At 66.3% G+C, this 14698-nt stretch carries 13 protein-coding genes, 1 pseudogene and 1 riboswitch; of the genes and pseudogenes, 7 read left to right on the top strand and 7 right to left on the bottom strand.

All coding sequences use genetic code 11. The annotated features are described in order from the left end of the window. Positions 1–322 (bottom strand): annotated as a pseudogene (locus tag B0W80_RS28265) (RNA-binding protein); the annotation flags it as partial. A 249-nt stretch (positions 323–571) separates the two neighbouring features. Then, a riboswitch (yybP-ykoY riboswitch) is annotated at positions 572–746 on the top strand. A 14-nt stretch (positions 747–760) separates the two neighbouring features. On the opposite strand from B0W80_RS28265, the gene B0W80_RS28260 reads away from it, so the two are divergent. The 4 genes from B0W80_RS28260 (at position 761) to B0W80_RS28245 (ending at position 3862) form a co-directional block, all read left to right on the top strand. Then, positions 761–1327, top strand: coding sequence for a TMEM165/GDT1 family protein (locus tag B0W80_RS28260; protein ID WP_077002478.1), 567 nt, complete (start codon positions 761–763; stop codon positions 1325–1327). 117 nt (positions 1328–1444) lie between these two features. Further along, entirely contained in the window at positions 1445–2599 is a 1155-nt protein-coding gene (locus B0W80_RS28255; protein WP_077002477.1) for a homoserine O-acetyltransferase, read from the top strand. Further along, a complete protein-coding gene (metW, locus tag B0W80_RS28250; RefSeq protein WP_077002476.1) occupies positions 2596–3183 on the top strand; it encodes a methionine biosynthesis protein MetW in 588 nt (195 codons plus the stop codon). Before B0W80_RS28255 ends, metW begins: the two co-directional genes overlap by 4 nt. A gap of 151 nt (positions 3184–3334) precedes the next feature. After that, the gene (locus B0W80_RS28245; protein ID WP_077002475.1) at positions 3335–3862 is read left to right on the top strand and encodes a polymer-forming cytoskeletal protein; all 528 of its coding nucleotides are present in this window, start codon (positions 3335–3337) and stop codon (positions 3860–3862) included. Positions 3863–3868: 6 nt separating this feature from the next. Here B0W80_RS28245 and B0W80_RS28240 read toward each other — a convergent pair whose 3' ends face one another. Further along, a complete protein-coding gene (locus B0W80_RS28240; RefSeq protein WP_083745689.1) occupies positions 3869–4753 on the bottom strand; it encodes a DUF72 domain-containing protein in 885 nt (294 codons plus the stop codon). A gap of 81 nt (positions 4754–4834) precedes the next feature. Here B0W80_RS28240 and B0W80_RS28235 point away from each other — a divergent pair, with 81 nt between their 5' ends. Both B0W80_RS28235 and B0W80_RS28230 read left to right on the top strand, forming a co-directional pair. Next, entirely contained in the window at positions 4835–6328 is a 1494-nt protein-coding gene (locus B0W80_RS28235; RefSeq protein WP_077002473.1) for a M20 family metallopeptidase, read from the top strand. 2 nt (positions 6329–6330) lie between these two features. After that, positions 6331–7173 (top strand): alpha/beta hydrolase, encoded by an 843-nt coding sequence (locus B0W80_RS28230; RefSeq protein ID WP_077002472.1) that lies wholly within the window; start codon positions 6331–6333, stop codon positions 7171–7173. Here the strand turns inward: B0W80_RS28230 and B0W80_RS28225 are convergent. From B0W80_RS28225 to B0W80_RS28205, 5 genes are all read right to left on the bottom strand, one after another. After that, on the bottom strand, positions 7170–8342 hold the full coding sequence (locus B0W80_RS28225) for an MFS transporter (RefSeq protein WP_077002471.1): 1173 nt from the start codon (positions 8340–8342) through the stop codon (positions 7170–7172). The two genes, B0W80_RS28230 and B0W80_RS28225, sit on opposite strands and share 4 nt — an antisense overlap. A 10-nt stretch (positions 8343–8352) precedes the next feature. Further along, positions 8353–8811 (bottom strand): YidB family protein, encoded by a 459-nt coding sequence (locus B0W80_RS28220; RefSeq protein ID WP_077002470.1) that lies wholly within the window; start codon positions 8809–8811, stop codon positions 8353–8355. Positions 8812–8875: 64 nt separating this feature from the next. Next, on the bottom strand, positions 8876–10237 hold the full coding sequence (locus B0W80_RS28215; RefSeq protein WP_077002469.1) for a M20/M25/M40 family metallo-hydrolase: 1362 nt from the start codon (positions 10235–10237) through the stop codon (positions 8876–8878). A gap of 46 nt (positions 10238–10283) precedes the next feature. Then, positions 10284–11018, bottom strand: a complete 735-nt coding sequence (locus B0W80_RS28210; protein ID WP_077002468.1) for a 16S rRNA (uracil(1498)-N(3))-methyltransferase — start codon at positions 11016–11018, stop codon at positions 10284–10286. Next, complete coding sequence (locus B0W80_RS28205; RefSeq protein ID WP_077002467.1) at positions 11015–12109, bottom strand: aminoglycoside phosphotransferase family protein; 1095 nt, start codon at positions 12107–12109, stop codon at positions 11015–11017. The genes B0W80_RS28210 and B0W80_RS28205 overlap by 4 nt, the downstream gene beginning before the upstream one ends. A 98-nt stretch (positions 12110–12207) precedes the next feature. Between B0W80_RS28205 and B0W80_RS28200 the strand changes: the two genes are divergently transcribed. After that, on the top strand, positions 12208–14688 hold the full coding sequence (locus B0W80_RS28200) for an LPS-assembly protein LptD (protein ID WP_077002466.1): 2481 nt from the start codon (positions 12208–12210) through the stop codon (positions 14686–14688). Positions 14689–14698: the final 10 nt, after the last annotated feature.

The raw sequence follows: 14698 nt of genomic DNA, 5'->3' as shown, positions 1-14698 counted from the left end.
CGCCACCACCGCCGCCGTAGCCACCGCCGCCACCACCACCGTAGCCACCGCTACGCGGAGGGCGAGCTTCCATCGGACGGGCTTCGTTCACGACGACACTGCGGCCGCCCATGTCCTGACCATTCATGCCCTTGATGGCGGCTTGCGCTTCCGCGTCGCTGCCCATTTCCACGAAGCCGAAGCCCTTGGAACGGGGCGGGCTGGAGTCCCGCTCCATCATGACCTTTGCACTGGTCACCGTGCCGAACTGGCTGAACGCATGTTCGAGATCGCCGTCGCGTGCCGAGTAAGGCAGGTTGCCGACGTACAGTTTGTTGCCCATGAAGGGACTCCTATAAACACATGGAAAAAGCGATGGAGTCCCGAGAGCACCACCCGCGAAAAGCTCGCTGGGCCGCGCGAAACTGACCGATCACCCAATTGCCACTCCCCCTAGATTTGAAGCGAGGCTCGTGCATTATGGGTGAAATGCCTCGAGCGCAAGTAGGAATTTGCCCGGAAGGATCGGGCCGCTACAAATAAACAGGAAGTTTGCGCACGCTCACTAATTGAGGCTTCGCAGGGCTACAATCGCCCGGTCATTGGGGAGTAGCCGCCTTCCATCGCGAGAAGGGTTTGCGTCAACAGACTTGTCCTGCCCCACGCGGGACATGGCGCATGCAGTGGATTCACCTGGCCAGACCTTTGACCGTGCAACTTCGGATGTGGCCGAAGGGTTGCGCGGTCAATTGCGTTCTTCGGCCCAAGGACCCCACTTTTCATGGAAGCTTTTCTCGTAGCGACCGGCGTTGTCGCCTTGGCAGAAATGGGCGACAAGACCCAACTGCTCTCCCTCGTGCTCGCCGCACGTTTTCGCCGACCCTGGCCCATCGTCTTGGGCATCTTCGCCGCCACCATCGTCAACCATGCGTTGGCAGGCGCGGTGGGCAATTGGGTCACTCACACGCTCGGGGCCGACGTGCTTCGTTGGATCCTCGGCGGCTCCTTCATCGCGATGGCGCTGTGGATGCTGATTCCCGACAAGCTCGACGAAGACGAAGTGCCGAAAGCCTCCCGCTTCGGTGTTTTCGGCACCACCCTGATCGCCTTCTTCCTGGCCGAGATGGGCGACAAGACCCAGATCGCCACCGTCATGCTGGCCGCGCGCTACGTGGACGCCTATGTCTGGGTGGTGCTCGGAACCACGTTGGGCATGATGCTGGCCAATGCACCCGTGGTGTGGCTGGGCGAGCGCATCGTGAAGCTCGTGCCGATCAAGCTCGTGCATGGCATCTCCGCTGCGCTCTTCATGCTGCTGGGCATCGCCGCGTTGATCGGCTGGCCCTGAGCGGCATATACTCGCCCGACGCGCCGATTTGCTCCAGCTTGCGGGCGCTTAACAAATGCTGCTAAAGACGGATGCCCGACCCGGCTCGTTTTTGGCGAGGCCGGGTTTTTCTTTTCCATGTCTCTGGTTGTCACTCCGCAGTCCATGTCCTTCGCCGGACCGTTGCCGCTGAGCAGCGGTGCGAGCATTTCCGACTACGACCTCGCCTACGAAACCTACGGCACCCTCAACGCACAGCGCAACAACGCAGTGCTGGTGTGCCACGCGCTCAACGCGTCGCACCACGTGGCCGGCGTGTACGCAGACCAAGAGCGTTCCGAAGGTTGGTGGGACAACATGATCGGCCCGGGAAAGCCGGTGGACACCGACCGCTTCTTCGTCATCGGCGTCAACAACCTCGGCTCCTGCTTCGGCTCCACCGGCCCCATGCACGGCAACCCCGCGACCGGGCGCATCTACGGCGCCGACTTCCCGGTGGTGACGGTCGAAGACTGGGTGCGCGCCCAGGCCGCGCTGCTCGACCGACTCGGCATCGAGACGCTCGCCGCGGTGATGGGCGGCAGCCTGGGCGGCATGCAGGCGCTGTCGTGGACGCTGCAGTACCCCGAACGCGTGCGCCATGCGGTGGTGATCGCCAGCGCACCCAGCCTGACGGCGCAGAACATCGCGTTCAACGAAGTGGCGCGGCGCGCCATCGTGACCGACCCCGACTTCAACGGCGGCCACTTCTACGAGCATGGCGTGGTGCCCAAGCGCGGCTTGCGCATCGCTCGCATGATCGGCCACATCACCTACCAGAGCGACGACCTGATGAACGAGAAGTTCGGCCGCGCGCTGCGCAGCGCCGTCGAAGGCGACCGCGCAGGCACCGACTTCCTCTACTCCACGCAGGAGGTCGAGTTCCAGATCGAAAGCTACCTGCGCTACAACGGCGACAAGTTCAGCGAGTACTTCGACGCCAACACCTACCTGCTGATCACGCGCGCACTCGACTATTTCGATCCTGCCCGTGCGCACGGCGGCGACCTGCGTGCCGCGCTGGCACGTGCCACGGCGCGCTTCCTGCTCGTGAGCTTCACCACCGACTGGCGCTTCGCACCGGCGCGCAGCCGCGAGATCGTGAAGGCGCTGCTGGACAACCGCCGCAGCGTGAGCTACGCCGAAATCGACGCGCCGCACGGCCACGACGCCTTCCTGCTCGACGACGTGCGCTACATGAGCGTGGTGCGTTCCTACTTCGAGCGCATCGCCAACGAGGAGGCAGTGGCGTGAGCGACGTGAACACGCAGCGCCTGATCGCGAGCCTCGTGCCCAAGGGCTCGCGCGTGCTCGACCTCGGCTGCGGCGACGGTGCGCTGCTCGACCTGCTGCAGCGCGAGCGCGGCTGCAGCGGCTACGGTGTGGAAATTGCCGATGGCAACGTGCTGCAATGCATACGCCATGGGGTGGACGTGATCCAGCTCAACCTCGACGAAGGCCTGGCGATGTTCGACGACGCGTCCTTCGACGTGGTCCTCCAGATCGACACGCTGCAGCACCTGCGCAATGCAGAGGTGATGCTGCGCGAGACGGCGCGCGTCGGCCGCATCGGCATCGTCGCGTTCCCCAACTTCGCGCATTGGCCGAATCGCATCAGCATCGCCCGCGGCCGCATGCCCGTCACGCGGCGCCTGCCTTACCAGTGGTACGACACGCCCAACATCCGCGTGGGCACGTTCAAGGACTTCGAGGTGCTCGCACGCAAGAATCACCTTCGTGTTCTCGATGCTTTCGGACTGCAACAAGGCGCGGAGGTACGATGGCTGCCGAACGCGCGCGCCGCCACCGCGGTCTTCAAGTTCGAGCGGGAGCGCTGACCCCCGCACCCATGCTGCCGTCCTTCAGCGAACGGAAGTCGAAAGTACAAATGATCTGCGAAAGAGACGTAACTCGTTACGCTTCTTGCGCAATGAAGTGCCGAGACCCGGAACGGCGTTCTTACGATGCACCCTTTTGAGGAGCTTCCCTTTGGCCACACAGTCCCCCTTCTTCGGTAAGCGCGATCGCGAAGCCGACTCTCCCGTCTCCCGTCCTGCGCCGCTGGTGGGCTCCGGCACCAATCTCTCGGGCTCGCCGGTGACGCCGTCGGCTTTGACCGCACAACAACCGGCCAGCGCAGCGGCGGTCAAGGAAGGCGGCAGCAAGCTCACCGTCGGCCCCAACATCAAGCTCAAGGGTGTCGAGATCACGGATTGCGACACGCTGGTGGTCGAAGGCCTGGTCGAGGCGACCATGGACTCGCGTGTGATGCAGATCGCCGAGCAGGGTGCATTCAAGGGGTCTGCCGAGATCGACATCGCCGAGATCCGTGGCCTATTCGACGGCAGCCTCACCGTGCGCGAAAAGCTCGTCATCCATTCCACCGGCAAGGTCACGGGCAAGATCCGCTACGGCAAGATCGTGATCGAGGAAGGCGGCCAGCTCTCCGGCGAGATCAGCTTCGGCGCATCGACCGGCAGCAGTGCGAGCAAGCCCGCGCTGCAAGCTGCGGCCTGAGTTTCTTCAGCCCAGTCGCTGAATCAAGGCACCGGCTGCGGCCGGTGCCTTTTCTTTTGCGCCGTTGATGAAGTAGATGAAGACGTCGCGCGCCGCCTTCGGTTCCTTGCCGGACGGCTCGACATAGGGGAGCGCTTCCGGCAGGCCGCCCGCGGTCCAGGTCTTCGCCGTTGCAGCCCAGCTGTCCAACGCCTTGGGCGCGTAGCCGTTCTTCAGGCCGGCGTCGCTCATCATCAAACGCGCATAGACGAAATCGCTGGTCAGATCGGCGAACGACGGAAACTTGTCCGCGTCGGTGAAGACGGTGGCCGCCTGGTACTTGCGTGCCAGTGCCAGGTAGTCCGGCGTCATGAAGCTCGGATGCCGAACGTCCATCACGTGTCGCAACGAGCGGCTGCCCTCCTTCTTCGGCAGCAGCGCGAGGAAAGCCTCGAAGTCCTCTGGGTCGAAGGCCTTGGTCGGCATAAACTGCCAGACGATCGGGCCCAGTTTGTCGCCCAGCTCGGTGATGCCGCTCTCGACGAAGCGCCGGACCGATTCGCCCCCGGCCGACAGTTGTTTTCGGTTGGTCGCGAAGCGCGAGGCCTTGAGCGAGAACACAAAGTCCTCGGGTGTTTCGTCATGCCACTTCTTGAACGTCGGAGGCTTGAAGCTGCTGTAGTAAGTGCCGTTGACTTCGATGGCTGTGAGCTGGCGGCTCGCGTAGTGCAGCTCCTGGCTGTGCGGCAGCCCTTCCGGATAGAAATTGTTGCGCCAGGGCTCGTAGGTCCAGCCACCGATGCCGACGCGAATGCGCGCGTTCTTGCCGTTGCTGCTCAAGATATGCCTCCGATCCGCTTGCACCGCGGAGCTGGCAGAGATTAGCCCAAAGGCCTGCGGGCCGCGCGGCATGCGCCCATAATTCACGAGGCCCCAGCGAACCCGCCCTTTCCGGCTGTTGCCTGCAGCCCATTCCGATACGCGGAGAACCCCATGAACGCTCCCCTCCACCGCGAAATGCCCGCCGGCCTGCTCGACCCGGCACGCGTCCTGTCCGACGTCACCGACAAATGGGACCAGGACATCGTCCGGCAGCTCACCGACTACATCGCGATCCCCGCCAAGTCCCCCGGCTTCGACCAGGACTGGGCGACGCACGGCTATCTCGACACGGTGCTGCGCAACGCGGCGAGCTGGGTCGAAGCGCAGAAGGTCGAGGGCCTTAAGCTCGAGATCGTGCGCCTCGAAGGCCGCACGCCGGTGCTCTTCTTCGAGGTGCCGGCCACCGGCACCGACATGAAGGAAACCGTGCTCATGTACGGGCACCTGGACAAGCAGCCCGAGTTCACCGGCTGGCGCAGCGACCTCGGCCCCTGGACGCCGAAGTACGAAGAAGGGCTTCTGTACGGCCGCGGTGGTGCCGACGACGGCTACGCGGTGTACGCCAGCATTGCCGCATTGCAGGCGCTCAAGGCCCAGGGCGGCTCGCATCCGCGCGTGGTCGGCCTGATCGAGACCTGCGAAGAGTCGGGCTCCTACGACCTGCTGCCCTATGTCGAGGCACTGCGGCCGCGGCTCGGCGATGTCGGGCTCGTGATCTGTCTCGATTCGGGTGCCGGCAACTATGACCAGTTGTGGCTCACCTCCTCGCTGCGCGGCATGGCGAGCGGAACACTCAAGGTGGAGATCCTCACCGAGGGTGTGCATTCCGGCGATGCCTCGGGCCTGGTTCCCTCGAGCTTCCGCATCATGCGCCAGGTGCTGGACCGGCTCGAAGACTCGAAGACGGGGCGGCTGCTGCCTGCCAGCTTTCATTGCGAAGTGCCAGCCGACCGCCTGGCGCAGGCGCAGGCCACTGCGGCCATCCTGGGCGACGAGGTCTACAAGCGCTTCCCATGGGCGCACTTCGACTGCGGCGGCGCGACCACCTTTGCGCTGCCGACCACCACCGACCCGGTGGAGGCGCTGATCAACCGCACCTGGCGGCCGACGCTCTCTGTCACCGGCGCAGAAGGCTTCCCCGCGTTGAAGGACGCGGGCAACGTGCTGCGCCCCTACACCGCCTTCAAGCTTTCGTTGCGCCTGCCTCCGCTGGTCGATGCCGGCCAGGCTGTGCAGGAACTCAAGACGCTGCTCGAGGACAACGCGCCGTATCAGGCCAAGGTCACCTTCGACAGCCACGGCGGCGCGACCGGATGGAATGCGCCATCCACGGCCGATTGGTTCGAGCAGGCGCTCGACGCCGCCTCGCGGGCCCACTTCGGCGCGGGCTGCGGCTACATCGGCCAAGGCGGCACCATCCCGCTCATGAACATGCTGAGCCAGGGCTTCCCGAAGGCGCAGATGATGGTTTGCGGCGTGCTGGGCCCTAAGAGTAACGCGCACGGCCCCAACGAGTTCCTGCATGTGCCCTATGCGAAGAAGCTGACCGCGGCCGTGGCCGAAGTGATCGCAGCGCTGCCCGCCGCCCGAGCCGCAGGCAGCTGACGATGCCCCGCGCCGACGTGCCCTTGCGCACGCCGGACGGCGAGACGCTGGCCATCCACGAGTGGCCGCTGGCGCCAGGGCGCACCGCAAGGGCCGTCGTGGTGCTGGTGCACGGCATCGGTGAACACGCGGGGCGTTATGCCCACGTGGCAGCGCGCCTCAACGACTGGGGCTTCGCGGTGCGTGCCGCCGATCACCACGGCCATGGCGCGTCCACTGGTCCGCGTGGCGGTCTGCCCAGTGTGATGCGGCTGGTCGAGGATCTCGCGCTCGTGGTCGACGATGCGCGCCGGCTGCATGCCGGTCTTCCGATGGTGCTGCTGGGCCACAGCCTCGGCGGGTTGGTTGCCGCGAGCTTCGTGGCACGGGCCGTCCGCCCGGTCGACGCACTGGTCTTGTCCTCGCCCGGACTGGACCCCGGCCTCAGCGTGTTCCAAAAGGGCTTGATCGCATTGTTGTCGCGCGTGGCGCCCACCGTGCGCGTGGGCAACGGCCTCGACGTCCGATACCTGTCGCATGACGCGGAAGTCGTGCGCGCCTACGGGGAAGACCCGCTATGCCATGACCGCATCGGCGCACGCCTGGCGCGCTTCCTGGCCGACGAGGGCGCTGCGGTGCAGGCCGCGGCTTCGAGCTGGGTGGTGCCGACTTTGCTGATCTACGCGGGCGACGATCGCTTGGTCAAACCCGAAGGAAGCCGCCGCTTCGCCGATGCGGCGCCGACCGCAGTCGTGAGCGCCACCTGCTTCCCCGCGCTCTACCACGAGATCTTTAACGAGAGCGATGCAAAGCCGGTGTTCCACACGCTGGCGCGTTGGCTCGACGCGCGCTTCCCGGGTGCTTAGGCGACAGCCGCCGCAGCGCGGGAGCGACGCGCCAGCCACAACAGACCTGCGCCCGTCAGCAGCACTGGCACCAGCGACCCGATGTTCAGCAACTGCCAGCCCTGCGTCGTGACCAGCACGCCTGATGCGAAGGAGCTCAGTGCCAGCGTGGCGAACACGCAGAAGTTGAGCGCACCCTGGGCCCGGTCTTTTTCTTCGGGTGCGTAGGCCGAGAGAGACAGGGTGGTGCTGCCCGTGAAGAGGAAATTCCATCCGACGCCGAGCATGAACAGCGCGATCAGGAAATGATGCAGGTCCACACCCGCCAGCGCCACCGCGATGCAGGCCAGGTTCAACAGCAGGCCGACGCCCATCACCGGCAGCGTGCCGAAGCGGCGGATCAGGTGACCGGTGAAAAAGCCCGGCGCGAACATGCCGATCACGTGCCATTCCAGCACCAGTGCGACGTCGTCGAAGGGCAGCCTGCACACCTGCATGGCGATCGGCGTCGCTGCCATCAGCAGATTCATCACGCCGAAACCGAGCGCGCCGGCCAGGGCCGCCACGATGAAGACGGGCTGGCGCATGATTTCGCCGAGCGGCCTGCCGCCCGCCGCCGAGGCGCGTGCCGGCGCCGCCGGAAACTCGATGAATCGCATCAGCACCATGGCCAGCAGCGCCACGCCGGCCAAGGCCAGGTACACGCCGGCAAAGGGCACGGCGAACCAGTTGCGCGTGAATGCCGCCAGGTTCGGGCCGGCCACCGCGCCGATCAATCCGCCGGCCATCACCAGCGACACGGCCTTCTCGCGCCATGCAGGTGCGGCCAGCTCGGCAGCGGCGAAGCGGTAGAGGCTGGCATTGGCGTTGTAGTAGCCGGCCACGACGGTGGCGGCGCACAGCAGCCAGAAGTCTTGCCACAAGGCGGCCTGCGCGCACAGCAGGGCCGAACCGAACGCGACCGCCAGGCCGATCTGGAACGAGCGCCGGCGTCCGAATCGCTTCTGCGTGCGTGCCACCAGGCCGGTGGCGAGCGCGCCGCCGACCACGTAGCCCATCACGGGCAGCGTGGCCATCCAGCCGCGCGGCGCGAGCGCCAGGCCGACCAGGCCGTTGATCGCGATGAACGCGACGTTGTTGGTCAGGAACAGGCCCTGGCAGGCGGCCAGCAGCCAGAGGTGCCGGTTCATCGAGCGGTGCTCAGCCCTTCTGCTGCAGCAGGCTCGAGAGCGAGGACATCAGGTCGTCCTGATTGCCGAGGCCCTCGGCCGGGGCCTGGCCGCGCGGTGTGAGCCGGTCGATCAGCGTGGGCAGCAGCGCGGCCAGCATCGGCAGCAGCGTGCTCGCGTTGATGCCGAGCCTTTGCGACAGGCCGGCGATCAGGTCGCCGCCCAGCGCGTCCTGCAATTGCCCACCCGAGATCGGTGCGTTCTGGCCCGAGCCGATCCAGGAATGGATCACGTCGCCCATGCCGGCCTGCTCGAACTTCGAGACCAGGCCACCGAGCCCGCCTGCCTGGCCGTTGTTGGCCAGCAAACCGCCCAACGCGTCGGATAGCCCGCCGAGGTCTCCCAGCCCGCCGAAGCCGCCCGGCTGGGGTTGCTGCTGCGACTGCACGCCGCCGAGCACTTGTCCGAGAACCGAATCGAGCAATCCCATGGTGGGCTCCTGAAGTGAAAGATGAAGGTGGGAGGTCAGATGTGGAACGACGGTGCAGCGGCTGCTATTGCTTGGCTCGCGGCGGGCGCTTGGCCAGCAGAGGCTCGGTCACGCCTTGCACGCCGACCAGGCCGAGCACGGTCACCAGGCCATTCTGCGCGCCCTTCCAGCCGTCTGTCACGTCGATCCACTCGCTGAGCGCATGGAAGCCACCGGTCTTGCCGCCGCCGCCGACGATGATGGCCGGGATGCCGAGCGACATCGGCACGTTGGCATCGGTGCTGGCGCCGGTCAGCAGGGTCTTGTGGCCGAAGGCGGTGTTGGCGCGTACGGCGGCTTCGACAATCACCGAGTCCGAAGCCGTGCGGCCACCGGGCCGGTCGCCGATCAGCTTGTTGCTGACGCTCAGCGTGTTGACGTTCCAGCGCTTGTTCTCTTCGGCCACGGCTTCGTCGATCGCGGCCAGCACCTTCTTCTCGGTTTCGAGCAACGCGCCCATGTCGTCGGAGCGGATGTCCACCGCCATGCGTGCATCCGGCGCGATGGTGTTGACCGAAGTGCCGCCGCCGACCGTGCCGACGGTGAAGGTGGTCTTGGGGAAGCTCGGCGTCTTGATCTCGGCGATCTTGGCGATCGCACGGCCCATGCCGTGAATCGCGCTAGGCACCTGGCCGAATGCCGCGTAGCTGTGGCCGCCGGGGCCTTTGAAGCTCACCTCGTAGCGGTGGCTCGCGGTGCCGAGCACCAGCACCGTGCCGTCCGCTGCCGGCTCCACGCCCACCATGCCGTCGATGTCGAGGTGCTCTCGGAACAGGGCCTTCATGCCCCGCAGGTTGCCGAGCTCTTCCTCGCCCACGTTGCCGACGATGAGCAGGTCGCCCACGGTCTGGATCTTCTGGTCGTTGAGCACCTTGAGCCAGGACAGCAGCACGGCCAGGCCGCGCGTGTCGTCAGAGATGCCCGGTGCGTACAGCTTGCCGTCGCGCTCTTTCACCTTGACGTCGGTGCCGGCGGGAAAGACCGTGTCGAGATGCGCCGAGATCAGCAGCTTCGGCCCGTTGCCCGTGCCCTTGCGCAAGCCCACCACGTTACCTTCGGCATCGATGCGCGCGTCGGCCAAGCCCAGCGCCTTCATGCGGGCGAGGAAGGCCTCGGCGCGCTTCTGTTCCTTGAAGGGAGGCGCTTCGATCTCGGTGAGCATCCGCAAGTCGTCGACGGAGCGGTCGTGGTCGGCCTTGACCGCGTCGAGCAACTGCTTCACGGCAGGCGCGGCCAGCAGTTGGGTGAAGGCCTGGTCGACGGCCGGCCGGACCTGGGTCGGGGTCGGCGCCACGGCAGAGCCTTGGGCGTGGGCGGCACCGATGGCGCACAGTGCTGCAAGCAGAACGGGCGCGGGGCGCAGGAAAGCGGGAAGGAGCGGGGTCATGGAAAGGGGCCTCGAGAGGCAGGAAAGGAAACGAAGGCGATTCTGGTCACGTCGACGCCAGCAGCGCAAGCGCAGCCAGCGCGGCCGTCTCGGCGCGCAGCACGCGCGGGCCGAGCGTGAGGGGCGCGAAGCCGCGTGCGATCGCGTCCTGCTCCTCGACCGCGCTCAGCCCTCCTTCGGGTCCGCTGAGCACGCAGGCGCCGCGCAGGCTGGCGGACGCCGGGTCGTCGCGCAGGCTTCGAATCTGGTGCGCGCCTTCGGCCAGGCTCAGCACGAAGCGCTCGGCATCGTCGATGGGGGGTGAGTCGATCCAGGCCGCGAAAGCGCGCACGGGATGCACCAGCGGCACACGGTTGCGACCGCACTGCTCGCAGGCCGCGATCGCGATCGCCTGCCAATGCGTGCGCTTCTTGTCGGCGCGCTCGCCGGCCAGCCTCAGCACGCCGTGCGCGGTCATCAGCGGTTGGATGCTGGCGACGCCGAGTTCGGTGGCTTTTTCGACGAGCCAGTCCATGCGCTCGTTGGCGGGCATGCCGACCGCGACGTGCACGGGGCGCGCCGCTTCACGCTCGATCGATGAATGCGCGCCGAGCTGCACCGTCACATCGCTGCGGCCCATGCGCTCGATGGTGGCAGCGTACTCGCCCCCACAGCCGTCGAACAGGGTGAGCGCATCGCCCGGCTGCATGCGCAGCACCTGCACGTGGCGCGCCGCGCCGGGCGGCAGGACCAGCAGTGTCTGCCCCGCGAGCGTGGTGCTGCAGTGAAAGCGCGGCTTCACACCCGCCCGTACGCGAAGCCGCTGACCGGCTGCGTGCCTTCGATCTCGTCGATGGCGCGCAGCAAGGGCGTCAGCTCGCGGTAGCGGCCCGCCGTGGCGCGGATGTAGGCGATGAAGCGCGGCGTGTCGGCGAGGTAGCGCGGCTTGCCGTCGCGCAGCGTGAGCCGCGCGAAGATGCCGGCCACCTTCAGATGGCGCTGGAGGCCCATCCACTCGACCGATCGATAGAAGGCGCCGAAATCCTCGTCGACCGGCAGCCCAGCCTTGCGGGCCTTTTCCCAGTAGCGCACCGTCACGTCGATCACCGTGTCTTCTTCCCAGCTCAGGAAGGCATCGCGCATGAGGCTCGCGATGTCGTAGGTGATGGGGCCGTACACCGCGTCCTGGAAGTCGAGCACGCCCAGCGACGGGCCGCCCGTGATCATCAGGTTGCGCGGCATGAAGTCGCGATGCACGTAGACGCTGGCTGCGGCGAGGTTGTTCTCGACGATCAGCCTGAAGCTGCGTTGCAGGCGTTCGGCGAGTTGTCCTTCGACCGGCAGCCCACGGTGCTTCTCGACGTACCAATCCGGAAAGAGGGCCAGCTCGCGCTCGAGCAGTGCGCGGTCGTAGGCCGGCAGCACGGCCGGTCGGGATGCGAGTTGCCAGCGGATCAACGCATCGACGGCCTGGTCGTAGAGCGGGCGCGCCGCGACGGGGTCGGCCGGGTCGATCACCTCGAGCATGGTCTGGCGCCCGAGGTCGTCGAGCAGCAGAAAACCGCTGGCTTCGTCCCATTCGAGCACCTGCGGCACGGTCAGCCCGGCCTCGTGCATCAGACGGGCGACGTGCACGAAGGGCTTGCTGTCTTCCTTGGCGGGCGGCGCATCCATGATGATGCGCGTTCCGGCGGCGTCATCCGAGTCGATGCGGAAGTAGCGTCGGAAGCTGGCGTCGGCCGAGGCGGCCCGTGCGGTCGCGGGCAGCAGATGGTGTTGCGGGCCGATGGTGGCCAGCCATTGCGCGAAGGCTTCGGCTCGCCCCGGGTCGGTCCAGCTGATCGAGGGAGACGGCGTCGCTGCGTCGCTGTCCGGGGGCGGGGAGGCTGTCATGGATAATCCAATTCTACAAATCGCCTGGTGCAGGCTTCCGCAACTTGCAACTACCGGCCATTCGGCGACCTTCCCCCCAGAGAATCCATTGCGTACCGATGCCTGACCTGATCCGAGCTGACTGGCGCCGGTGTCGCCCGCCCCTGCCTTTGGCGGTGTTGACCTTGGCTTTGTTGCAAGCACAGGGCGCGTCGGCGCAGGACGCCGGCCTCGACGCGCCCATCACGCTCAAGCGCACGCCGCAACTTCTGGAAATCATTCCGAAGGCGCAACGCGGCGAACTGCCGAGCTTCGTCGATGGCGACCGGATCTCCGGCCGTCCCGATCTCGAGACCGTGATCGAGGGCAATGCCTCGCTGCGCCGCGGCGACACGGTGATCCATGCCGATCGCCTCGAGTACTACCAGCCCGAGGATCTTGCCAAGGCCAACGGCAACGTGCGCGTCAACCAGGCCGGCAACGTCTACGAAGGCCCGCAGCTCGAGCTCAAGCTCGAAACCTTCGAGGGCTTCTTCAACAACGTGCGCTACCGCTTCCTGTCGACGGGCGGCCATGGCGAAGCAGAGCGCATCGACTTCGTCGACAGCAACGTCTCGGTCGCGCGACGCGGCACCTACACCACCTGCCGGCGCGAAGACTACCCCGGCTGGATGCCGGCCTGGATGCTCAGCGCCGCGACGTTGACCACCGACACCGAGGAAAACATCGGCGTCGCGACCGATGCGCGCGTGACCTTCATGGGCATCAGCACGCCGGCGTTTCCGTCGCTGAGCTTTCCGCTGGGCAACGACCGCAAGAGCGGCTTCCTGCCGCCGACGATCGGCGTGGGCAACCTCAACGGCATCGACATGACGGTGCCGTACTACTGGAATATCGCGCCCAACCGCGATGCGACCTTCTATCCCGAGCTGATGACCAAGCGGGGCCTCAATCTGGGCACCGAGTTCAGGTATCTCGAGAAGGAATACAACGGCACCGTCCGGCTCGACTTCATGGGCAGCGACCGCCTGGTGGGCGATCGCTACAACGAGAAGCTCGCCACGCAGATGGACCAGTTGGCAAGGGGCGAGATCGGTGTGGGCGATCTCGACCTGGGGCGTCCGAAATCGAGACGCTGGGGCCTGTGGGCCAACCACCGGCAGGACTTCGATGCCAAGGCGTTCGGGCTCGATTCGCTGACGGCCAACATCGCCATCAACCGAGTGAGCGACAACGACTACTGGCGCGACTTCACGCGCACGCCGTCGCTGACGCAGCGCCTGTTGTCGAACGATGCATCGCTCAATTGGAGCAAGGGCGACTGGACCGGCATCGTTCGCGCGCTCAAGTACCAGACCTTGCAGTACGACCTGGCGACGATTCTTCCGCCTTACGACCGGCTGCCCCAGATCACCGCGAACTACGACAAGTACGACTGGAACGGCTTCGACTTCTCGCTCAAGACCGACTACTCGCGCTTCCGCGCCGACCCGGTGCAGCAACGACAGCCCAATGGCGAGCGCGCTTTCGCACAGGCGTCGATCAGCCGGCCTTTCTTGACGCCCGGCACCTACGTGATTCCCAAGCTGCAGCTGCATGCGAGCAGCTACCAGTTCGAGGCACCGCTGGCCAACGGCGCCAGTTCTGCCAGCCGCACGGTGCCGACCTTCAGCCTCGACAGCGGCATGATCTTCGAGCGTGATGCCAACCTGTTCGGCCGCGCCTTCCGCCAGACGCTGGAGCCGCGTGCCTTCTACGTCTACACGCCCTACCGCGACCAGAGCCTGCTGCCGAACTACGACTCGGCTGCCAACGACTTCAACTTCGCGACCGTCTATACCGAGAACGCCTTCTCCGGAAACGACCGCATTTCCGACACCAACACGCTGACGGTGGGCGTGACCTCGCGGCTGATCGACCCCGAGAGCGGTGCCGAGGCGGCGCGCTTCGGCATTGCGCAACGCCTGCGTTTCAAGGACCAGCGCGTCACGCTGCCGGGCGTCGCGCCCATCACGGACCGCGTGAGTGACCTGCTGCTCGGTGCCCAGATCAACTGGACGCCCAAGTGGAGCTTCGACGGCACCGTGCAATACAACCCCGACGACCACCGGTCGACGCGTACCGCGCTGAGCGCGCGCTACAACCCGGGCTCGTACCGCAACATCTCCGCGGCCTACCGCTTCCAGGCCAACAGCTCGCCGACCGTCGCCGACGGCAACAAGTCGATCGACGTGAGCTGGCAATGGCCGCTCAACGACCTGTGGGGCGACAAAGGCAAGGACCTCGGCCCCGGCCGCGGACAGGGGGGCGGGCGGTGGTACGCCGTCGGCCGGCTCAACTACAGCCTGCAGGACCGCAAGCTCACCGATGGCGTGGTGGGCTTCGAATACGACGGCTGCTGCTGGATCGGCCGCGTGGTTCTCGAACGCCTCACCACTGGCCAAGCCACCCCGAACACGCGCATCATGTTCCAGATCGAATTCGTGGGCTTCGCCGCGATCGGGTCCAGCCCCATGCGCACACTGACTCAGAACATCCAGCGCTACCAGCCTCTGCGGCAACCTTTCCCTGCACCCAGCCGCTTCACCAACTACGACTGACAGAGCTTCC

It is taken from the genome of Variovorax sp. KK3 (genome assembly GCF_001984055.1).
Lineage (GTDB): Bacteria > Pseudomonadota > Gammaproteobacteria > Burkholderiales > Burkholderiaceae_C > Variovorax.
This window is presented reverse-complemented; position numbering and strand designations above follow the sequence as displayed.

What these genes read in the sequence shown, in the direction of transcription:
- B0W80_RS28235 (WP_077002473.1), top strand. Translation starts at nt 4,835, where the DNA reads ATGAACGCTCCCCTCCACCGCGAAATGCCCGCCGGCCTGCTCGACCCG.
- B0W80_RS28200 (WP_077002466.1), top strand. Translation starts at nt 12,208, where the DNA reads ATGCCTGACCTGATCCGAGCTGACTGGCGCCGGTGTCGCCCGCCCCTG.
- B0W80_RS28225 (WP_077002471.1), bottom strand. Translation starts at nt 8,342, where the DNA reads ATGAACCGGCACCTCTGGCTGCTGGCCGCCTGCCAGGGCCTGTTCCTG.
- B0W80_RS28220 (WP_077002470.1), bottom strand. Translation starts at nt 8,811, where the DNA reads ATGGGATTGCTCGATTCGGTTCTCGGACAAGTGCTCGGCGGCGTGCAG.
- B0W80_RS28215 (WP_077002469.1), bottom strand. Translation starts at nt 10,237, where the DNA reads ATGACCCCGCTCCTTCCCGCTTTCCTGCGCCCCGCGCCCGTTCTGCTT.
- B0W80_RS28260 (WP_077002478.1), top strand. Translation starts at nt 761, where the DNA reads ATGGAAGCTTTTCTCGTAGCGACCGGCGTTGTCGCCTTGGCAGAAATG.
- B0W80_RS28205 (WP_077002467.1), bottom strand. Translation starts at nt 12,109, where the DNA reads ATGACAGCCTCCCCGCCCCCGGACAGCGACGCAGCGACGCCGTCTCCC.
- B0W80_RS28255 (WP_077002477.1), top strand. Translation starts at nt 1,445, where the DNA reads ATGTCTCTGGTTGTCACTCCGCAGTCCATGTCCTTCGCCGGACCGTTG.
- B0W80_RS28240 (WP_083745689.1), bottom strand. Translation starts at nt 4,753, where the DNA reads ATGCCGCGCGGCCCGCAGGCCTTTGGGCTAATCTCTGCCAGCTCCGCG.
- B0W80_RS28230 (WP_077002472.1), top strand. Translation starts at nt 6,331, where the DNA reads ATGCCCCGCGCCGACGTGCCCTTGCGCACGCCGGACGGCGAGACGCTG.